The sequence below is a fragment of the Enterococcus sp. 3G1_DIV0629 genome (assembly GCF_002141285.1).
Classification (GTDB): Bacteria; Bacillota; Bacilli; order Lactobacillales; family Enterococcaceae; genus Enterococcus_B; species Enterococcus_B lactis.
In genome coordinates, this window is the sequence record NZ_NGLI01000001.1 from 1,134,631 (window position 1) to 1,156,476 (window position 21,846).

General features: G+C 39.2%; 21 protein-coding genes. 5 read left to right on the plus strand and 16 right to left on the minus strand.

The genetic code is table 11. The features are described from left to right. Nucleotides 1–20: 20 nt before the first annotated feature. Nucleotides 21–1,334: a GTPase ObgE gene (gene obgE / locus A5816_RS05780; protein WP_002309385.1), complete on the minus strand. Its 1,314-nt coding sequence runs from the start codon at nt 1,332–1,334 to the stop codon at nt 21–23. A gap of 288 nt (nt 1,335–1,622) precedes the next feature. Here obgE and gap point away from each other — a divergent pair, with 288 nt between their 5' ends. Then, nucleotides 1,623–2,633, plus strand: a complete 1,011-nt coding sequence (gene gap / locus A5816_RS05785) for a type I glyceraldehyde-3-phosphate dehydrogenase (protein WP_002309387.1) — start codon at nt 1,623–1,625, stop codon at nt 2,631–2,633. A gap of 85 nt (nt 2,634–2,718) precedes the next feature. Here the strand turns inward: gap and A5816_RS05790 are convergent, their stop codons facing one another. Further along, a complete protein-coding gene (locus tag A5816_RS05790; protein WP_038398891.1) occupies nt 2,719–3,654 on the minus strand; it encodes an alpha/beta hydrolase in 936 nt (311 codons plus the stop codon). Nucleotides 3,655–3,816: 162 nt separating this feature from the next. Next, nucleotides 3,817–4,911: a DUF871 domain-containing protein gene (locus tag A5816_RS05795; RefSeq protein WP_010732676.1), complete on the minus strand. Its 1,095-nt coding sequence runs from the start codon at nt 4,909–4,911 to the stop codon at nt 3,817–3,819. Between the two features lie 188 nt (nt 4,912–5,099). Here A5816_RS05795 and A5816_RS05800 point away from each other — a divergent pair, with 188 nt between their 5' ends. Next, nucleotides 5,100–5,855 (plus strand): peptidylprolyl isomerase, encoded by a 756-nt coding sequence (locus A5816_RS05800; RefSeq protein ID WP_070769876.1) that lies wholly within the window; start codon nt 5,100–5,102, stop codon nt 5,853–5,855. A gap of 125 nt (nt 5,856–5,980) precedes the next feature. Here A5816_RS05800 and fabZ read toward each other — a convergent pair whose 3' ends face one another. Continuing rightward, complete coding sequence (gene fabZ / locus A5816_RS05805; protein ID WP_002309395.1) at nt 5,981–6,421, minus strand: 3-hydroxyacyl-ACP dehydratase FabZ; 441 nt, start codon at nt 6,419–6,421, stop codon at nt 5,981–5,983. Nucleotides 6,422–6,639: 218 nt separating this feature from the next. Here fabZ and fabI point away from each other — a divergent pair, with 218 nt between their 5' ends. After that, nucleotides 6,640–7,395, plus strand: coding sequence for an enoyl-ACP reductase FabI (fabI, locus tag A5816_RS05810; RefSeq protein WP_002295795.1), 756 nt, complete (start codon nt 6,640–6,642; stop codon nt 7,393–7,395). 112 nt (nt 7,396–7,507) lie between these two features. Here the strand turns inward: fabI and A5816_RS05815 are convergent, their stop codons facing one another. Continuing rightward, the gene (locus A5816_RS05815; RefSeq protein WP_073994710.1) at nt 7,508–8,560 is read right to left on the minus strand and encodes a branched-chain amino acid aminotransferase; all 1,053 of its coding nucleotides are present in this window, start codon (nt 8,558–8,560) and stop codon (nt 7,508–7,510) included. 125 nt (nt 8,561–8,685) lie between these two features. Between A5816_RS05815 and A5816_RS05825 the strand changes: the two genes are divergently transcribed. Next, nucleotides 8,686–9,606, plus strand: a complete 921-nt coding sequence (locus A5816_RS05825; RefSeq protein WP_002313813.1) for a mechanosensitive ion channel family protein — start codon at nt 8,686–8,688, stop codon at nt 9,604–9,606. Between the two features lie 279 nt (nt 9,607–9,885). Here A5816_RS05825 and cbpB read toward each other — a convergent pair whose 3' ends face one another. The 8 genes from cbpB to A5816_RS05865 all read right to left on the minus strand — a co-directional run bounded on the left by cbpB (nt 9,886) and on the right by A5816_RS05865 (nt 16,251). Continuing rightward, a complete protein-coding gene (gene cbpB / locus A5816_RS05830; protein ID WP_002309404.1) occupies nt 9,886–10,386 on the minus strand; it encodes a cyclic-di-AMP-binding protein CbpB in 501 nt (166 codons plus the stop codon). Nucleotides 10,387–10,492: 106 nt separating this feature from the next. Further along, complete coding sequence (locus A5816_RS05835) at nt 10,493–11,011, minus strand: metallophosphoesterase (protein WP_086310932.1); 519 nt, start codon at nt 11,009–11,011, stop codon at nt 10,493–10,495. Beyond that, the gene (gene rph / locus A5816_RS05840; RefSeq protein ID WP_086310933.1) at nt 11,012–12,367 is read right to left on the minus strand and encodes a ribonuclease PH; all 1,356 of its coding nucleotides are present in this window, start codon (nt 12,365–12,367) and stop codon (nt 11,012–11,014) included. Between the two features lie 2 nt (nt 12,368–12,369). After that, complete coding sequence (gene racE / locus A5816_RS05845) at nt 12,370–13,191, minus strand: glutamate racemase (RefSeq protein WP_002315102.1); 822 nt, start codon at nt 13,189–13,191, stop codon at nt 12,370–12,372. A 161-nt stretch (nt 13,192–13,352) separates the two neighbouring features. Continuing rightward, on the minus strand, nt 13,353–14,009 hold the full coding sequence (locus A5816_RS05850; protein WP_038398881.1) for an amino acid ABC transporter permease: 657 nt from the start codon (nt 14,007–14,009) through the stop codon (nt 13,353–13,355). 15 nt (nt 14,010–14,024) lie between these two features. Next, the gene (locus A5816_RS05855; protein WP_002288038.1) at nt 14,025–14,672 is read right to left on the minus strand and encodes an amino acid ABC transporter permease; all 648 of its coding nucleotides are present in this window, start codon (nt 14,670–14,672) and stop codon (nt 14,025–14,027) included. Between the two features lie 12 nt (nt 14,673–14,684). After that, nucleotides 14,685–15,500, minus strand: a complete 816-nt coding sequence (locus tag A5816_RS05860) for a transporter substrate-binding domain-containing protein (RefSeq protein WP_086310934.1) — start codon at nt 15,498–15,500, stop codon at nt 14,685–14,687. Between the two features lie 13 nt (nt 15,501–15,513). Then, the gene (locus tag A5816_RS05865) at nt 15,514–16,251 is read right to left on the minus strand and encodes an amino acid ABC transporter ATP-binding protein (protein ID WP_038398879.1); all 738 of its coding nucleotides are present in this window, start codon (nt 16,249–16,251) and stop codon (nt 15,514–15,516) included. Nucleotides 16,252–16,504: 253 nt separating this feature from the next. Here A5816_RS05865 and trpS point away from each other — a divergent pair, with 253 nt between their 5' ends. After that, on the plus strand, nt 16,505–17,515 hold the full coding sequence (trpS, locus tag A5816_RS05870; protein WP_002288045.1) for a tryptophan--tRNA ligase: 1,011 nt from the start codon (nt 16,505–16,507) through the stop codon (nt 17,513–17,515). 168 nt (nt 17,516–17,683) lie between these two features. Here the strand turns inward: trpS and pheT are convergent, their stop codons facing one another. The 3 genes from pheT to A5816_RS05885 all read right to left on the minus strand — a co-directional run bounded on the left by pheT (nt 17,684) and on the right by A5816_RS05885 (nt 21,806). Further along, entirely contained in the window at nt 17,684–20,104 is a 2,421-nt protein-coding gene (gene pheT / locus A5816_RS05875) for a phenylalanine--tRNA ligase subunit beta (RefSeq protein WP_038398878.1), read from the minus strand. A 4-nt stretch (nt 20,105–20,108) separates the two neighbouring features. Beyond that, a complete protein-coding gene (gene pheS / locus A5816_RS05880; protein ID WP_038398877.1) occupies nt 20,109–21,152 on the minus strand; it encodes a phenylalanine--tRNA ligase subunit alpha in 1,044 nt (347 codons plus the stop codon). Between the two features lie 312 nt (nt 21,153–21,464). Continuing rightward, a complete protein-coding gene (locus A5816_RS05885) occupies nt 21,465–21,806 on the minus strand; it encodes a helix-turn-helix domain-containing protein (RefSeq protein ID WP_002292948.1) in 342 nt (113 codons plus the stop codon). Between the last annotated feature and the right edge of the window lie 40 nt (nt 21,807–21,846).

The window sequence follows — 21,846 nt, forward strand, 5'->3', positions numbered from 1 at the left end:
ATTTGTTTTTATTTGTTTGCCTATTCGACAAATTCAAATTCAAATTCACCGATACGGACGAGGTCGCCATCTTTCGCCCCACGTGCCCGAAGTGCCTCATCCACACCCATACCACGTAATTGACGAGCAAAACGCATTACCGTTTCATCATGATCGAAATTCGTCATTTGGAATAATTTTTCGATCTTCTCACCGGATAAGATCCACGTTGCATCTGAATCACGATCGATTTGGAACTCAGGACCTTCTGGATTGAATCCATAGTGTACAGTTTCTTCTTCCAGTTCTTCCTCGTACAATGGGAATTCTGGCGTTACTTCTAACAGGTCTGCTGTAGCATTCAATAACGCATCCAATCCTTGTCGAGTCACTCCAGAAATTGGAAATACCGGGATATCATCAGCGAATTCGTCTTCTTTTTCCTTGTTCAGCTGTTCTTTGAATTTCACTAAGTTTTCCTGTGCATCCGGCATATCCATTTTGTTTGCCACGATGATTTGCGGACGCTCTAACAAGCGTAAGTTGTAAGTAGATAATTCTTTGTTGATGGCAAGATAGTCTTCATAAGGATCTCGTCCTTCCATCCCACTCATATCGATCACATGTAAAATAACTCGCGTTCTTTCGATATGACGAAGGAATTGTGTACCTAGTCCAACACCTTGCGAAGCTCCTTCAATCAACCCTGGCAAGTCTGCTGCGGCAAAACTTCTGCCATCACTTGTAGTAACCATTCCCAAGTTAGGGACGAGTGTCGTGAAATGATAAGCGCCGATCTTTGGACGAGCAGATGAAATCACAGATAGCAAAGTCGATTTCCCAACAGATGGAAAGCCTACAAGCCCAACGTCTGCCAATACTTTCAATTCTAGTTCGATTTTTCGTTCTTGTCCTGGTTCCCCGTTTTCAGCAATTTCCGGTGCAGGGTTCCGAGGAGAGGCAAACCGGATATTTCCTCGTCCGCCACGTCCCCCTTTCGCCACAACTAGTGTTTGACCATTTTCAATCAAGTCTCCTAAAAGAGCACCAGTCTCTGCATCTCGGACAGTGGTTCCTTGCGGTACTTTCACATAGGTATCTTCTGAACCACGGCCGTGCATCCCTTTACTCATTCCATTTTCACCTGGCTGCGCTTTGAAATGGCGATTAAAACGAAAGTCCATCAATGTACGCAAACCTTCATCGACGACCAAGATGACATCACCGCCACGACCACCGTCTCCACCAGCCGGTCCGCCGTCAGGAACGTATTTTTCGCGACGAAATGCAACCATTCCGTCTCCGCCCTTGCCAGCTTTCACATCGATCGTTACTTGATCTAAAAACATGGACATAATTAAGTCCTCCTATTATTCAATTTATTTATTTGACTGCCTGAATTTCCACAATAAACAAAAGTCTTCCTTATTTTATCGGTGAAATCTGTTTTTGTCTATCATTTCAGCAAAAAGATTGATTGCCTTCTTCTTTTTTTATTATTTGGTAAGGTTTCCAACCATTTTTCTGCTATCGAGTATAATTTTTTGACAAAATATGCTTTGCGTAGCAGAATAACAGTGTATTAATTGTATTAATTGAGGATGCCGTTTCATAGCACCCCTAATAAAGGAGGAACTTTTGATATGACAGTAAAAGTAGGTATTAACGGATTTGGGCGTATCGGCCGTCTGGCTTTCCGCCGCATCAAAGAAGTATCAGATGATATTGAAGTAGTAGCAATCAACGACTTAACAAGTCCAACTATGTTGGCACAATTATTGCAATTTGACTCTACTCACGGTACTTATCCTGGCACAGTTACTGCAACAGAAGACTCAATCGTAGTGGATGGCGAAGCAACGCGTGTTTATGCAGAACCCGACGCAAGCAAAATCCCTTGGGTAAAAGAAAACGGTGTAGATATCGTACTAGAATGTACTGGTTTTTATACATCTGAAGAAAAAGCGAAAGCGCATTTAGATGCTGGTGTCAAACGAGTAGTTATTTCTGCCCCAGCTGGTGCAATGAAAACCATCGTCTATAACGTCAATGATGATACATTAGATGAAAACGACCGAATCATCTCAGCAGGTTCATGTACAACAAACTGTTTAGCACCTATGGCTTATTTCTTGAATAATGAATTTGGGATCGAAGTTGGTACAATGACAACAGTCCATGCCTACACTTCAACCCAAATGCTGTTAGACGGACCAGTAAGAGGCGGTAATTTACGCGCTGCTCGTTCAGCTGCTGACAACACTATTCCACATTCTACTGGTGCTGCAAAAGCAATCGGCTTAGTTATCCCTGAGTTACAAGGAAAATTACAAGGACATGCGCAACGTGTTCCAGTCGTTGATGGTTCATTAACTGAATTAGTTTCAGTATTGAAAACCAAAGTAACTGCTGATCAAGTAAATGAAGCAATCAAAAAACACACAGTTGACAATCCTTCATTTGGGTATGATGACCGTCAAATCGTTTCTAGCGATGTCATTGGCACAACTCAAGGTTCGATCTTTGATCCAACCCAAACAGAAGTAACAACTGCTGGCGATTTCCAACTTGTCAAAACTGTTGCATGGTATGACAATGAGTACGGATTCACTTGCCAAATGATTCGCTTACTAGAAAAATTCGCTAACTTGTAATTTAATAAATCAAACAATAAAACAAGCCTTTGACTGGGTCCAGTCAAAGGCTTGTTTCTTTTTATCCTCTTGCATTTAAACTAGTTCAATGAACATATTGGCTTAAAAATTGTCGGACTACTTGCTGATACTTTTCAGGATCTGTCTTGTATGCTTCCGCATGCTCGGCTCCTTTTACAACATACTTTTCTTTTGGCCCCTTCGTTGCACGATAAACCTTATCCAACATTTCAAATGGTACAAATGTGTCTGCGTCTCCATGTATAAATAGCATTGGACGCTGGTTTTTCTTCAATTGATCCACTGCACTTGCCTCACCGAAAAAGTAGCCGGCACGGACTTTTGTCACTAGACTCGTTACTTGCATAAGCGGAAATGCTGGAAGACTAAACATATCGTCTAGCTGATACGCAAGCTCATCATGGACAGAAGAATAACCGCAATCTTCAATAATTGCTTTTACGTTATTTGGTAATTTTTCTCCGCTAGTCATCATGACAGTTGCTGCCCCCATGCTGACACCATATAGAACGATTTCTTGCGAGTTTCCATTTTCTTCTAACACTTTGTTGATCCACTGCACATAGTCTTTGCGCTCTGGCCATCCAAATCCAATATAATCCCCTTCGCTTTTTCCATGCCCTCTTGCATCTGGAACAAGGACATTGTAGCCCATATCATGGAACATCTTTGCATAATTGGTCATCGTTTCAGCATCTCCCATGTAGCCATGAGCAACCAGAGCTGTTTTGTCACTTTTCGTTTCAGCAGGAAGATAAATCGCTGATAATTTCAGACCGTCTTTTGAAGTAATCGTCCAATTGCTTCGGTTCTCTTTTGAACTAAACCACTTATGTGCATCCGTTTCTTTGGATGTCTGTGTTGTACCTGGCGTATCTTCATCTAAAAAGTCTTTCTCAGACGGTACGACAGCATAATTATAAAAATAATTCCCTGCAAACAATAGCGCAACGATTAGAACTAGGGCAATGCCTAAAAGGATTTTCATCCAAAGTTTCATAAATTATCCATCTCATTTCTCTTTTTTCATCTAACCTTGAATTAGTATAATCAAAGAATCTCTACTATGCAATGTTCATTTTTATAACCTATAAAAAAACAAAATAAAAAAGCAGAAATAACTGGCTATTTCTAGCGGATTATTTCTGCAGCAACTCATTATCTATTTTTTATTTTCAGTTAATTTAAAGCTTGACCAAGGTTTCAAAAAGTCAAGGAGGAACAATTCGTCATCAGAAATTCTTCCTACAACATTGACCCGTCCGTCATTTTTCATATCCTTCAAGGCGATTTGTGTTTCTCCTTTATATTGACCATACCCTTCATTATCAATCAGCACATCACCATGATGCATATCTCGCGTATTGTGAGGTGGAAAATCTTTCTCTTTATAATATACACGAGTCATCGTCGAACGAAGGATATACTCTGAGCGATCTCCTCGATAACTGTGGAGGTTGTCAAACAAGCAGATTCGTTCGTTTTCTGTAATCCCTTCTTCCGTATCTACTTTCAATGTTGGATAATCTGCATTAAAAGCTTCTGCCATTTCTTTCAATTCTTCTTCGCTTGCATACGCATTTCCAATAGAAATATCATCAATCAGCCCTGTAAGGATCAAATGCTTCACTTGTGTAGCAATCTCAAGGTCTCGGTGGTCTTCTAATGTGCACAAGCCATCTTGTGTAGGCCAAGGGCCAAACTCAGCGGATTGCGAATTGACGAACGCCATCGTATTCAAATTATATTTTCTAAATTTTTCTGAACAAAAAACAAAATGGTCGTAGCCTAAACCAGAATATCGATGAGGATAAAAATTATGAGAACCTAATAAATTATCCGTGTTTGGCGAATAACTCATAATGTTGTCAACATAATTCGTGCCCGAACTCATATTGATCTCGATTTTGATACCGAAAGGATTACGCGTCATTTTTGCTTCTTCTGCTCCGGTGAACCCGATATCCAAGCGAACTCCATAGGCACCCATCTTATGGAAAAAGGATAAGTCATCGTAAGAAATCTCCAACTGTTCAAATAACGCTGGATTGATATCTACCATTACTTCCATGCCTAGGCTATTCGCATAATCAACTACTTCTTTAAATTCTGAAAGAACTTTTTCTTTGTCGTCGTTGATTTGCAGTAAACTGGTAAAAACCCGTTTATACCCATACTTATGAGCTAAATCCAAGTACGCTTTGTCCTTTTCAAATGTTGATCGTTCTGGATAAATCGAGATTCCTAATTTTCCCATATTGCCATTTCCTCCTGCATCTTTTCGTTTTTGTATCCACTTACATTATAGCAAAGACAAGATAAATGGTCTACACCTTTTCTTTTTCTTTTAAAATAAATGATAAATTCCAATAATTTAAGTAGGTATTTCTCCTCTATTTTGTTATCATTAAAGATAACAAAATAGTAAATTGGAAAGGAATAGTTATGAAGAAAAATAAAGTTATTTTAAGTATTAGTTTAGCTGCAGCATTATTGTTTGCTGCTGGTTGTTCCGCAAACAGTACGACTTCTCCTAGTTCATCCGCTGAAAGTTCAAAGAGTACATCCACTGCGGAAAGTACAACTGCCAGTAGTGTCGATTTGAATGCATTGGAATTGCCACAATTGACGAAAGATGTAGCTGAAAATGAAGATTTGGTCGAAATGGTGACAAATAAAGGCACAATCAAAATCAAATTATTCCCTGAATATGCACCTAAAGCAGTTGAAAACTTTATGACACACGCAAAAGATGGTTACTATAATGGTCTGACTTTTCACCGCGTCATCAAAGATTTCATGATCCAAGGCGGTGATCCTAAAGGCGATGGCACTGGAGGCGAAAGCATTTGGGGAGAAGGATTTGAGACAGAGATCAACAACCACCTTTACAATATAAGAGGTGCGTTATCTATGGCTCGCTCACAAGATCCTAACAGTAACGGCAGCCAGTTCTTTATCGTTCAAAATTCAGATGACATGCATGATGGTCTTTTAAAAGATGATTACCCTCAAGCGATTATCGATGCTTATAAAAACGGCGGTTATCCTTCCCTTGATGGTCAGTACACTGTCTTCGGTCAAGTGATTGAAGGAATGGATGTCGTGGATGCTATTGCAAATGTCGAAACAGATAGTTCAGACAAACCAAAAGAAGAAGTAAAAATTGATAAAATCAATATACTGCAAGAAGCAAAATAAACAGAACATAAAAATAACGTCTGAATCTAGCAAATATGACAAAATGTGCTAGATTCAGACGTCTTCTTTTTACATAAAAAAGCAAGTAAGCATCCTTCTATTTTTCTATAACAACTTTTTTATGATCAAGCATTTTGGTTGACGATGAACGTGAACTCACACTCACAGACTTTTTTATCATCTACATATGCTGCAGATAACGCTGTACCGACTGACCCCTTCATTTTGGTGATTTCAAAATGACATTTCAGTACATCTCCTGGAACAACTTTTTGACGGAATTTGGCCTTATTGATCCCACCGATATAAGCTCGTTTTCCTAGGAACTCTTCTGATTTTAGGATAAGGATCGAACCTGCTTGTGCCAGTGTTTCTAGAATCAACGCACCCGGCATCACTGGATTGTCAGGAAAGTGACCTTGAAAAAAATCTTCATTGATCGTTACATTTTTTGTCGCAACGATCTTTTTTCCTGGTTCTAATGTATCTACATAATCAATATAACAAATAGGATAACGATTAGGGATCAAGTCCATTACTTCAGTAGCAGATAATACATAAGACATAATTAAACTCCTTCTTTCAGGCAATTGCCATTTTCATTACTTTGACTATCAAAGTATCATATTCCTAAATATTTAGCAATCTTTTTTTAATTTAAGAAAAAATAGTTTGACAATCAAAACATTTTGACTAATAATTAAGAAATCAAGAAGTTATTTTAGCTATTATTCTCTATTTTTTACGACTATCAAATTTTTATCAGAAACAAAGGAGAGTCATTATGTCATTTCTAGAAGGAAAAAAAATCGTCATCATGGGCGTCGCTAACAAAAAAAGCATTGCTTGGGGGTGCGCTGAAGCAATGTTGAAACAAGGGGCAGAGATTATCTATACTTACCAAAATGAACGAATGAAAAAATCATTAGTCAAATTGGTCGGCGAAGAAGCATTCACTGTAGAATGTGATGTTTCTAGCGACGAAAGCATCGAAAAAGCAATGAATGCCATCGGTGAATATGCTGGAGAGATCCACGGCCTTGTCCATGCAGTTGCTTACGCCAACAAAGAAGAATTGTCCGGAAATGTGTCTGATATTTCCAGAGACGGCTATCAATTAGCTCAAGATATCAGTAGCTACTCTTTGATTGCTGTATCAAAATACGCACAACCGTTTCTTGCACCAAATAGCGGAATCGTTAGCATGACTTATCTAGGTTCAGAGCGCGCAATCCCGAATTATAACATGATGGGTATCGCGAAAGCTTCTCTTGAAGCAGCTATCCGTTATTTGGCAGCTGAGTTTTCACCTAAAGGCATCCGAGTCAATGGTATTTCAGCTGGAGCAATCAAAACATTAGCTGTCACAGGGGTTAAGGACTATCAAAAACTGATTCAGTTATCTGAATCTCGTACGCCTGATCAGCAAGGTGTAACGATCGAAGAAGTCGGTAATGCTTGTGCTTTCTTGATCAGTCCTCTTTCCAGCGGAATCATCGGTGATATTATCTACGTTGACAAAGGTGTCCATCTTTCATAATCCTTTTGTCGCATTCTTTAGAGTAAAACATATAAAAATCAGGAAAAAACTTTTTAAAGTCTCTTCCTGATTTTTTCTTTTTTTACGTTTTTCTCAACTTATTACTTTGAAATTACTCCACGACTTCAATCCAGCCTTCTGGTGCTTCTATGTCCCCGAATTGAATACCTGTCAATTCATCATACAACCGCTTTGTTACTGGTCCTACTTCCGTTTCGCTATAAAATACATGCAGATTGTTATTATGGTAGATCCCACCGATCGGAGAAATAACAGCCGCTGTACCACATGCACCAGCTTCTGCAAATTGATCTAGATCATCAATGAAAATATCTCCTTCTATTGCTTGAAGTCCTAGTCGCTCTTCGGCTAATTGCAGCAAAGAGTATTTCGTGATACTTGGTAAGATAGATGGCGATTGTGGAGTGATGAATTTTCCGTCTTTCGTAATCCCAAAGAAATTTGCTGCCCCTACTTCTTCGATTTTCGTGTGTGTGGCTGGATCAAGATAAACACAATCTGAGTAATCCAGTTCTTTTGCTTCTGTTCCTGGAAGTAAACTCGCTGCGTAATTTCCGCCGACTTTTGCTGCGCCTGTTCCCTTAGGAGCAGCACGATCGTAATCAGATACAATAAAGTTCGTTGGTTTTAGCCCACCTTTGAAATACGCTCCTACTGGCGTACAGAAGACGACAAATAAGTATTCTGGAGCAGGATGGACACCAATGTTTTCACCGACCCCAATCAGTAAAGGACGCAAGTATAATGTAGCGCCTGTTCCATACGGAGGCACGAAAGCTTCATTTGCTTTTACCACTTGCTTAACAGCATCCACGAACATTTTTTCAGGGACCATCGGCATCAGCAAGCGTCTAGCACTTTGATTCATCCGTCGACTATTTTGATCAGGTCGAAAGAGATTGACCTTGCCGTCTTTTCGACGATAAGCTTTTAGACCTTCAAAACATTGCTGACCATAATGAAGCGCTGGAGATCCTTCATGAATCGTCAGGTAATTATCTTCTGTCAATTCCCCTTCTTCCCATTGTCCGTCTTTCCATTTGGCAATGAAACGCCAAGGAGTTTTGATATAAGAAAATCCTAAATTATTCCAATCGATTTGCATATACTTACCACCTTCGTTATTTTCCCCACATTTTATCATTATCCATATTATTTGTCATTTTATTTTCAGCTTTTTTCTTTCATTATAGTTATTTTTGCTATTTCCTTTTTTGAAAACTTCTTGGTACAATACAGAAAGAATCAAATTTTAGAAAAGAGGATTTTATGTTTTCATTATTAGCAACTGCCGGTACGACAGACTCTTCTGGAGAGACATTGACAGATCAAGCTGTCAGCAAAGTAAATGCGTTTCAGCGGTTTTGGGACGGGATTGATTGGGACGCCATTTTGGCTGCCTTTATCCAAAAAAGTTTATATCTGGTTTTTTTGATCATCCTTTTTTGGATTCTTCACCGTGTGGGAAAATATCTGATTGATAAGTCTTTTAATCAGTATTCTAAAAAAGCCATTCTAAACGAGAGCCGCTTAAAGACTTTACATAGTCTTTTAAATACTATTTTTCATTATACCCTTGGTTTCTTCTTTATCTATGCAATTTTATCTGCTATCGGTGTGCCGATCGGATCACTTTTGGCTGGTGCCGGAATTGCAGGTGTGGCAATCGGTCTTGGTGCCCAAGGGTTCATGAGTGATGTTATTACCGGATTTTTTATTATCATGGAACAACAGATGGATGTTGGGGACTACATCAAGCTAGCAAACTTAACGATTGAAGGAACCGTCGTATCTGTTGGTATCCGTACCCTTCAGCTGAAAGCAACGGATGGTACTGTCCATTTCATCCCGAATCGAAACATCACCACGATCAGCAATCTCTCTCGTGCAAATATGCAAGTACTTTTAGATATCCGGATCGTTCCTGAAGAAGGATATGACAAAATCTATGAGATCATTGATCGAGTAAATCATACATTAGCTGAAAAATACCAAGAAGAGCTTCAAACTGAACCTTCCATCTTTGGTTTAGTGGATCTTGGTAATAGTAATTTTGCTATTCGTACGGTCTGCTACGCATTGAACGGAAAACAATATGCCTTAAAAGAAGAGTTCTTGAGCTCTTATGTCAAAGAATTGACAGCTTCTGGGTTCACGATTCCGAACAGTCCAATTGCTGTCGGAAAATAATTTGGTCAAACGATGCAACGAATCTCACTAAAAAGAGCGTGGGACAAAAGTAAAGAACACTTTTGTCCCACGCTCTAAACACGTATAAACGACGGAAGCAGAAGCAACTCCTTCGGAAATAAGCTGAAATTCACAAAAATTTGAAAAGCAATTTTCGTGAATTCCTTCTTATTTCTTGGAGTTAAACGCTTCTGTCCCAGCCTCTTTTTCAAGATAAAGTCAAAACTGGTACGCTTTTGTTTCTACTTATTTTTTGATTATCTTTCAGTTTCTCGTTCTTTAGCTCACGATATCGATTTGTTCTTTTAATTCTTCGATTTTCGGAGACAATATATTGCGACGTTCTAATTCATGCACCATGAAGTTTACGGCTTTAAGCAGCTCTTTCCTTGTGATGATTCCTTTGAAAACCCGTTCTTCTGTGACAACCGGTAAAAAAGGCGAATCAACTAACAAATGGAGTACTTCTTCTAGTTCCCAATTTTCATCAATCGTCGGAACATCCGTTTCTGTTACATCAGCAACTGTTAGTCCTTCTAACGGATCCATGCTGATTGTTTGCAAGTCAATCATTTTATTGACCACATCTGATAAACTTACTAATCCTACAAAGTGATCATCTTTTCCTAATACAGGAATTTTGGAATAACCGACCTTCGATAAGACAAGTAAACCATGGGATAATGGATGATGATACATAACATTTGCCACATTTTCTGCAGGAATCAAAAACGTTTCCTGATTTTCCAGCAGCATTTCTCTTACTATAGGTCCAATCATCTGATGGCCTCCATTTCTATTTCATTCAACACTACTATTTTACCGAAACCGGATGCAAAATTCATAAAATAAAGCTTATTTTTATTAAAAATTAGAGTTTTTTTATTCAGCACTCTCTTGAAAAAGAAAAGGCCAACTCTTCAACTGCCTGATGGGCACGGTTATAGTATTGAACAGAAATTTGGTCATCTAAACTTTCAATAAGAGCATATGATGGGATTTGGATCGGGCCTCTAGGCTGAGAAATGCTACCAGGATTTAAAAACAGGATTTTCTGATCCATCTCACAGCCTATTTGATGGGTATGACCAAAAAACACCATATCGGCATTTGCAGCTCGAGCTTCGATTGCTAACTGTGTCAAACCAAATCGGACATTCGATAAATGACCATGAGTCATGAATACTGTATCCTGACCAGTTTGGATTACTTTTTTCTGTTCGAATCCTGGTCCATAATCACAATTACCTTGAACCACTTGGAATGTATCCCATAATGGGTCAGAAGCTTCTAATTCCGAATCGCCACAATGGAAAGAGATATCCACTTCAGAACGATAGCGATTTACTAAGTCAACGAGGATATCTCTGTCTCCATGATTATCACTTACTACTAAATACCGCATCTATCTCTCTCCTTCCAGCCATTGTTTCCATTCAGCACTCAATTTTTTCATTGCTTGAGCCCGATGACTGATCTTGTTTTTTTCTTCGCTCGATAATTCTGCTGCTGTTTGTTTCTTACCTTCTGGGATAAATAAAGGATCATACCCAAAGCCATTTTCGCCAGATGGTATACGGGCTACTCGACCGGGCCATTCCGCTTCTACTACAAGGCTGTCTTTTTTGGGTGCCGCGAATACTAATGTACAATGGAATTGTGCTGTTCTTTTTTCATCCGGTACATCTGTCAATTCATATAATAATTTGGCGTTATTCCCCGCATCACTTTTTTGTTCCCCTGCAAAACGTGCAGAATAGATTCCTGGCATACCGCCTAACGCATCCACTTTCAAACCTGAATCATCTGCTAAGACTGGTTGATCAAGCAATTGTGCAATCGTTTCTGCTTTTAATCGGGCATTTTCTTCAAATGTGCTGCCAGTTTCTTCCACATCTGGCAATTCAGGATAGTCAAGTAATGTTTTTACATGATATCCCGCTTCTTTGAACATATTTCGAAACTCTTCTGCTTTTCCTGGATTTCTTGTCGCAATGATGATTGTTTTTGTTTCTTCTATCCGCTCATCATTTTGAGCAAATTCTGTTAGCAAAGCATGTTTTTGCTCTTTGATCAAATCTTCAATCGCGTTTTTTCCAAAAAAGAGCATTTCATTCAACTGTTCTCCATCAAACGTTGCTTCTTCTCCAGTTCCTTGAATCTCCACGAACTTTCCTGATTCTGTCATCACGAGATTCATATCTACAAGTGCTGCGGAATCTTCTTGGTAGTCCAAATCTGTCACGCAAGTCCCATCCGGTAAGATCCCTACGCTAACTGCAGCAAGATGCTCTTTGATTGGATCTTCTGACAATTCCTTTTCTCTTAAAAGCTTTTCAATTGCTAGTTTCAACGCGACGAATGCCCCAGTGATGCTAGCTGTTCTAGTTCCGCCATCTGCTTGGATCACGTCGCAGTCTATGATGATACTACGCTCTCCCAGCTTTTCCAAGTCTATTACTGCACGCAAGGAGCGACCAATAAGACGCTGGATTTCCATTGTTCTACCAGAAAGTTTTCCTTTGCTGCTTTCTCTACGATTTCTCGTACTCGTTGCTCGAGGTAGCATACTGTATTCAGCTGTTACCCACCCTGTTCCTGTTTCTCTCAAAAAGGGAGGTACAGAATCCTCTACTGTTGCAGAACAAATAACTGTTGTATCACCAAAACGGATCACAACCGATCCCTCTGGATATTTGAAAACATTTGTTTGAAGCTCCAGTTTACGAAGCTCTTGGGCTTTTCTCCCGTCATGACGCATCCTTATTTTCCTCCCAATTCAATATGATCTACATTTAGGTGTCCGATTCCAAGCCAGTCTTCAGCTATTTCTTGGAAAAGTTTAGCAGATCCTGTTGTATAAAACTGACATAATGTCCGTCCATTTTGCGGTGAATTGCTCAAATTGAAATAATCGAGTAGCATAGATACTTCACCTACTGTTTCTGCTCCAGAATCGATCAGTTGAACATTTTCCCCCACTACATTTTGAATGATGGGGCGTAATAACGGATAATGGGTGCATCCCAAAATCAATGTATCGATTTTTTTAGTCGTTAACGGAGCTAATGTTTCTGCCACGATTTTTTTTGCCACAGATGAATGGTATTCATTACTTTCGACAACTGAAACAAATTTTGGACAAGCAAGACTTGTCACAGTCAATTCTGGCACTTTCTCTTTCAATGCTTTTTCATAAGCTTGACTTTTTACCGTACCAATCGTACCGATAATGCCAACTTGTTTATTTTGTGTTTTTTTTACTGCCGCTCTTGTACCGGGAAGGATCACACCGATGACTGGAATAGAAAGAGCAGCTTTGATTTCTTCTAAAGCAACCGCAGTTGCGGTATTGCAGGCAATCACTAGCATCTTGATTCCTTGCTCCACCAGATAATCCGTCATTTCCCAAGTATACTGGATTACCTGTTCCGCAGGTCTAGGACCATACGGGCAGCGTGCTGTGTCTCCTACAAATAAAATATTTTCATTCGGTAATTGTTTCAGGGCTTCTTTCACTACAGTCAAGCCGCCGACACCTGAATCAATAAATCCGATAGGGCGATTATCTGTCAATCGTATCATCCTTTTTTTCAATAAATTCTATCTTCCCTATTGTGTACTTTTTAGCGTGAATTTTCAAGTGCTCTCACTTGCTTAAAACAATCAAAATCTCTTTTTTTCGAATGGAAAGAGGAAAAGCGGTTGTGACTTTAGTTTGCCACAACCGCTAAAAGAATCATCTATTAATAACTGTACCGTCTCTTTTCCAAGTAACCGGAAAGCAGCGAAAGCGCGTAACACACCACGAAGTACATAAGTGTCATGATGATGAACATCGGAAGCACATAATTGGTATTCTGTCCATAAATAATACGTGCCTGATGAGAAAGTTCAGGTAAAGAAATGATTACTGCTAATGAAGTATCTTTGATCAGTGAAATCAATTGGCTCACAATTGCCGGGATCATTGATTTGAATGCTTGCGGCAAGACGATCGTCCGCATTGTTTCTACATAAGTCAGTCCTGTTGACAATCCTGCCTCCATCTGCCCTTTCGGAACAGCATTAAGTCCAGCTCGGAAAATTTCCGACAGCATAGCTGATTCAAAGATCGTCAATGCTGCAACAGCAGACCAGAAGATGTTCATCTGGATGCCAATCTGAGGCAAAGCAAAATAAGTGAAGAAAATGATCAATAATAATGGAAGATTTCGTATGATATCGATCATAATACCAAGGATTTTGGACAAGAAAGGGATATTCGCAAAACGAATCACACCTGTCAGACCACCAATCAAGAAACTGAAAATGATCGAAAACAATGAAACTTCAACAGTAACCTTTAATCCTTCCAATAAAAAACGGACATTCATCCATGAAAAAGCACCGCTAAAATCCATGTATTTCCCCTCCTTCTATGAACGAACCGCCCATTTTTTCTCAAGATAAACCATTAAGTAAGATAACGGCAGCGTGATAACTAAGTAAAATAACCCAACGATGATATACGTATCGAAGGTATTGAATGTTTCACTGGCAATCAAGTCTCCTTGATACATCAAATCCAAACCAGCTACGATTGCTAAAATAGACGAGTTTTTTACAAGATTGATAAATTGGTTGCCTAATGGCGGAATAACGATTTTGAATGCTTGGGGCAAAACAATATAACGCATAATTTCTGAATAGGTAAATCCAGAAGACAATCCTGCTTCTGTTTGGCCTTTTGGTACGGTTTGAATCCCTGAACGTACTGTTTCAGCAATAAAAGCGGATGTATAGATAGTCAAGCCAATCGTCCCTGCTTGGAATCCGTCTAGATTAAACCAATAAATCGGTACGACAACATAAAAAAACATCACGATAATCAATAATGGAATGTTTCTAAAAAATTCTACATATGCCTTTGCTAAGGCACTTACTACTTTATTCTTTGATAATTGGAAGATTGCCATCAACGTTCCGATAATCAAACTAAACACAAGTGCTAAGACACTCGAAAACAATGTGATCTTGAACCCGTCGACAAAGATTGGTCCATAAGTCTGTATCAATTCGCTCATTGCCTCTCCCCCTTACTCTACTTTTCCTTCAGTTTCGTTTGGAAACCATTTTTGATAGATTTTATCGTATGTGCCATCTGCATGCATTTCCTCTAGCGCTTGGTTAACAGCTTTCAAGAAGTTTTCTTGTCCTTTGTTGATCGCAATTCCATAAGGTTCATTAGTAAACGTTCCGCCGACTAATTCGTACTCTGGATTTTCATCTGCAATCCCTAACAAGATCGCATTATCCGTAGTCATTGCGTCTCCCTGGCCAGATTGTAAGGCAGTAAATGCTTCTGCATAATTTTCCAATTCCAGAATGTTTGCATCTGGTGCATGCTGTCGGATATTCGCAGCCGACGTAGAACCTTTGACTGCTAGAACTGTTGTAGTAGCATTCAAATCATCTACACTTTTGATTTGGCTTCCCTTCTTTATCAACAAAGCTTGGCCAGCATCGAAATAGACATCTGAAAAATCGACTTGTTTTTTTCGTTCATCTGTGATCGTCATCGTCGCAATAATCGCATCGATGTTTCCGTTTTTCAATAACGGGATCCGTGTTTTAGAAGTGACTTCAACAAATTCCGCTTTTCCATTCTCACCAAGGATCTTTTCAGTGATCGCTTTTGCAATATCTACATCAAATCCTTGTACGGTTCTGCTCTCAATATCCATCATTCCAAATAATCGAGTATCATATTTGACACCCCAGATGATTTCATTGGTAGATTTGCTTCGCTCTAAAATATCTTCATTTGCCAACCCATTTCCTTTACATCCGGCTAGTGCAAGAAAAGCAATGCCTAAAAGGAAAATCAGGCGTATTTTTTTAAACCTGCGCATCTTTTTCCTCCTATCAATGATTGATAACTTTACTGATAAATTGCTGTGCTCGGACTTCATTTGGATTTTCGAAAAAGTCTCTCACATTTCTGCTATCTTCCAATACTTCTCCGTCAGCCATGAAGATGACACGATCCGCAACTTCTTTGGCAAAGCCCATTTCATGCGTCACGACAATCATTGACATGCCGTCATGCGCCAATTTTTTCATGACGTCCAATACATCACCAATCATTTCCGGATCCAAAGCAGAAGTAGGTTCATCAAACAGCAGCATCTCAGGATTCATCGCTAAACCTCTGGCGATTGCCACCCGTTGCTGTTGTCCACCGGATAACATGGAAGGATAAGAATCTTTCTTATCTAACATATTGACAGTTTTCAGAAATTTCTCCGCGTTTTTGATTGCAGTTGCCTGGTCTTGCTTTAACACTTTGATTGGTGCTAATGTAATATTTTCCAGAACGGTTTTATTAGGATACAAATTGAAATGCTGGAAAACCATGCCGATATTCTTTCGGACTTCTGTCAATTTTGTCTTTTTATCATGCAAGTCAGTATCATTAATTAGTAGCTTGCCTGAAGAAATCGTCTCTAATCCATTGATACAGCGAAGCATCGTGCTCTTTCCTGAACCAGAAGGACCAATGACAACGACAACTTCTCCTTTCTCGAATTCGAGATTGATATTTTTTAATGCGTGGAACTTGCCATAATATTTATCCACGTGATCAAATTTAATCATTGCCATAGAATTACACTCCCATTATTATTTAGTAAGATTTCTTTTAAAGATGTATAATAAAATACATTATATCTGATAGTTTAGTAATTTGTAAAGTTTCTTAGAACGTTTATTCTCCCATAAATATTTCTTCCATTTCTAATCTATTAGTTATTTTATCCTCTTTCCTTGTTTTTTCCTTAGGAACTGTTGTTTCTTGTCAGGAAAAACGGTAAGATATTAAGTGCTCAGACTTACAAATCGTAAAGAGGTGTCTTTTTTGAAAAATATTATTTTAACGGGAGATCGACCAACTGGGAAGCTGCATTTAGGGCATTACGTCGGTTCTCTAAAAACCCGAGTGGCTATGCAAGCAGATGAAGACAACCAACTGTTTGTCATGATTGCTGACATGCAAGCCCTGACCGATAATGCTAAAAATCCTGAGAAGGTTTCATCAAATGTCTTGCAAGTTGCTTTAGACTATTTAGCCGTGGGATTAGATCCTGCAAAATCTACTTTATTTATCCAATCACAAATTCCGGAATTAGCTGAGTTAACCATGTATTATTTGAACTTAGTCAGCGTAGGACGCGTTCGACGCAATCCGACTGTCAAAACAGAAATCGAACAAAAGAAATTCGGTGAAAGCGTGCCTACAGGATTCTTTATCTATCCTGTTTCTCAAGCAGCAGATATCACTGCATTCAAAGCGAATCTCGTACCTGTTGGCGAGGATCAAAAACCAATGTTAGAGCAGACACAGGAAATCGTACAAAGCTTCAATCATACATATGGTGAAGTCTTGGTGGAACCAAAAGGCGTATTCCCACCAAAAGGAATGGGTAGGTTACCTGGAATCGATGGAAATGGCAAAATGAGCAAATCGTTAGGAAACGGTATTTATATCTCCGATCCTGCCGATGTCTTACAGAAAAAAGTCATGAGTATGTATACTGATCCAAACCACATCCATGTACAAGATCCTGGACAAGTAGAAGGGAATATGGTCTTCACCTACTTGGATGTATTCGGAACAGATAAAGAAGCAATTGAAGAAATGAAAGCTCATTACCGCCGCGGCGGACTTGGCGATGTAAAGATCAAACGATACCTCATTGATGTATTGGAAGCTGAATTTGCACCGATCCGCGCGCGCCGAGAAGAATTGGAAAAAGATCCTTCAGCTGTTATGGAAATCTTACGTAAAGGTAGTGAAGAAGCTGCTAAAGTAGCTGCACAAACACTTTCTGAAGTAAAATCAGCAATGGGGATCAATTACTTCCATTAATTCATTTACTCTAAAAAACAGGCTGAAAAGGCCTGTTTTTTTATCTCGTCTCTGTGCTATTCCTTTTTTAAAATCAAAAAAAGAGATGTGACAAACTTGTGTCACATCTCTTTTTCAAATGAATAGTCTTCAAAAGCTACTTGATCGTTACTTACTATATTTTCCCTCTTAGCGAATACTTGCCTCTAGGTTTTCTATCAACGCTTTTTCGACTTTTTCCATTGCTTTATTGATTTCTTCATCTGTCAATGTTGCTTCAGGATTGACGAATGTCAGACTATAAGCCATGGATTTATGTCCTTTTTCGATGTTTTCTCCTTGATAGACATCAAATAATTGGATATCTGTTAAAAATCTTCCAGCAGCAGAATGGATCACTTCTGTTAATTCCTGATTTGTCACAGTTTCTTTTACAAGCAAAGCGATATCCCGGCTGACTGCTGGGAATTTTGTCACTGCTTCAAAAACGATTCCTTTTTGGGCAGCTTCCACTACAGCAGATAAATCAAACTCAGCTACATATGTTTCTGGAATATCATAACTTTTGGCAGTTGTCGGATGCACTTGACCGACAAAACCGATAAATTGTTCGCCAAGATAAATTGCAGCTGTCCTACCAGGATGCATTTCTTTTATTTCTGTCACTGTTTGATAATGGATATCTTCAGTGATACCTAGTTGTTCAAATAAGTTTTCTAAAAGACCCTTGATGGTGAAAAAGTCTACGTTTTGTGTTTTCGTCTGCCAATCTTTTTCTTCCCAAACACCAGAAATAGCGATTGCTGCATGTTTTACTTCTTGCGGCAGATGTGTGCGCGGATCATTTTCTTGGAAGAATACCCGACCAATTTCATATAAAGCAATCTCTGTATTTTTTCGAGCAGTGTTATAACTGATATCATCTAATAGTCCGCTGATCAAATTCATTCGTAATACAGAACGTTCTTCGCTCATTGGCCAGTCCAAACGTGTAATATTACTTTCTTTTATAACAAACTGTCTTGATTTTTCTTCTGTTGTCAATGCATAACTGATTGCTTCGCTCAATCCGCTTCCTTCAAAGATTGTACGAATTTTACGAGTAGTTTCTTGTTCTTTTGACAAGCTTCCAGCAACCGTTTCTCCACTTGGAAGTGTAGATGGCAACTGGTCGTATCCATAAATACGAGCAACTTCTTCGATAATGTCTGCTTCGATTTGGATATCCCAACGTCTTGGTGGTACGACTACAGAATAAACATGATCCTTTTCTTCATAGCTAAATCCAAGTGCTTCAAAAATCTCATTTACTTCTTTAACGACAAGAGATGTTCCTAAATATTGATTGATGCGTTCAAGTGAAATCTTCACTGATACGTCTTCTGCTTTGATCTCTGAACCTTTGACCGCGCCTTGTAGAACTTCCCCACCCGCAAGAGAAACGATCATTGCTGCAGCAACCTCACTGGCTTCTCCAACAGTTGCATGGTTGATCCCTTTTTCAAAGCGTGCAGAAGATTCGCTACGCAAATTAAATTGTTTTGCTGTACGACGGATCGAAATCGGATCAAACAAAGCAGATTCCAGTGCCACTGTTGTTGTTTCATTCGTAATTTCTGAATCTAATCCACCCATGACACCAGCTAAAGCAACTGGTTCTTTGCCATTAGTGATGACAAGATTGTCAGTTGTCAATTCCCGAGATTCTCCATCTAACGTTACTAATGTCTCATTTTCTTTTGCATGACGGACAAGGATCTCGTTTGATTTCAATTTGTCGTAGTCAAATGCATGTAGTGGTTGTCCGAATAAAAGCAAAATATAGTTCGTCACATCTACTACATTGTTGATTGGGCGGATGCCTTCATTCATCAAAAGATTTTGCAGCCATTGAGGACTTGGTTGGATGTTTACTCCTTCAATAATGCGGATTTGATAGGCAGGAACGACTTCTTTATCTTCAACTGTCACTTGGATCTTATCGCTAGCAAGTTGTGATGATTCTACTAATTTCTCGTCATCAAATGTAGGCGTCTGACGATAGATTGCCCCAACTTCATAAGCTACGCCACGCATTGACAATGCATCTGCACGATTTGGTGTGATAGACAATTCAATGATCGAATCATCCATATCTAAATAAGGAAAAACTGGATCGCCATTTACAGCTTCTTTTGGCATATAATAGATACCTTCAGCGTATTCTTTCGGTATAACACTGTCTGAATAGCCAATTTCTTGTAACGAGCAAATCATGCCATTTGATACTTGACCACGCATTTTCCCTTTTTTGATCTTCACATTTCCAGCAATCCGTGAGTTAGGAAGCGCAACGATCACTTTGATTCCGACCTTCACATTAGGCGCTCCACAAACGATTTGAGACAATTCGTCTTCACCAATATCGACTTGACAAATAGAAAGGTGATCAGAATCTGGATGTGGTACACATTCCTTGACTTCACCGACAACGATTTTTTTCAAGCCTTCTTCTGGAACCGTGATTCCCTCGACTTCGATTCCTGTTACAGACATTTTATCCGCTAATTCTTTTGGTGTTACATTCGATAAATCCACATAACGATTAAGCCATTTATATGAAACTAACATCTTCTTACTCCCCCTTGAACTGACTTAAGAAACGTAAGTCATTTTGATAGAAATTACGGATATCATTCACTCCATACCGCAACATAGCTACGCGGTCTGGTCCAAGGCCGAAAGCAAAGCCTGAATATTCTTCTGGATTGATTCCTGACATCTTCAATACATTCGGATGCACCATGCCAGCTCCTAAAATCTCGATCCATCCAGTGTATTTACATACGTTACAACCGGCACCACCACATTTGAAACAGCTGACATCTACTTCTACTGATGGCTCCGTAAATGGGAAATAACTTGGACGCAAACGGATTTCACGTTCTTCCCCAAACATTTTTTTCATTACGACTTCTAATGTTCCTTTAAGGTCGCCCATCGTGATGTTTTTATCAACAACTAGCCCTTCAATTTGATGGAACTGATGGCTGTGGGTCGCATCATCTGTATCTCTGCGGAAAACTTTTCCTGGCGAGATCATTCGTAGAGCACCCTTAGAGAAATCATGCTTTTCCATTGTCCGTGCTTGGACTGGTGAAGTATGTGTCCGAATCAATATCTCGTCTGAAATATAGAAAGTATCTTGCATGTCCCTTGCCGGATGGTCTTTTGGCAGGTTCATCCGTTCGAAATTGTAATGGTCAGACTCCACTTCGTAACCTTCTACGATCTGATACCCCATGCCTACAAAAATATCTTCAATTTCTTCCATGATTTGTGTCACGATATGACGTGTACCATGCTTTACTTTTCTACCAGGCAATGTCACGTCTACTGTTTCTTTTGCCAAAGCTGCATTTAACGCCTCTTCTTCTAATATTTGTTTTTTTCGCTCTATTTCTTCTGTCAAAAGGTCTCGGATCTCATTTGCGAAACTTCCGACTTTTGGACGTTCTTCTGGACTTAGATCTTTCATCCCACGCAATACTTCTGTGATCGGTCCTTTTTTTCCTAACGTTTCAACACGTATTTGATTTAATTCTTTTAAATCTTGTGCCGCCGTGATTTTGACGATTGTTTCTTCTTTCAAGCTCTCTAATTGTGCTTGTAAAGACATGTGCTTGTTCCTCCTTTATAATTCCAAATACAAAACAAAAAGACCTCATTCCTGTTAAGGAACGAGGTCTTCGCGTTACCATCCTAATTTGCGGATAAATAAACTTACACCGCACTCTTACTTCGTTAACGACAGATGCCGGTCTGATAATGATCAGACGAACTCGGAAAGTGAACTTCATTTTTCAAACACAGGACCTGTTTTCAGTCTGTGACAGATCTCCCTGAACTGGTTTAGCCAAACTACTCTTTTTCGTCATCGTTCTTTTACTTATTCGTATGGACTATAGTTTACAAGATTTTTTTTACAAAATCAACCGCATTCTTCCTCTGTGACCCATTTTTCACTCCAAACTTGTATTTGACGCATTGCTTTTTGCAAGTCTGCTCCTTTTTCAGTCAAGAGATATTCTGAACGGCTTTTTTCACTACAGGCAATGTTTCGAGTGACTATTCCTTCTTTTTCTAATTCCTTCAAGCGTTCGACCAATACCCGATCACTAACCATCGGGATTTTTGCCGCAAGCTCGACAAAGCGTTGCGGACCATTTTCGAGTAGTACATCGATAATCAATCCGTTCCATTTTTTTCCTAAAATAGAGAACGTTTTTTCAAATTTAGGACACAAAACGAATTCTGTCTGTGTTAGCTCCATCATACTCACCTCTTCCCAGAGTATAGCATAATCCTTACAA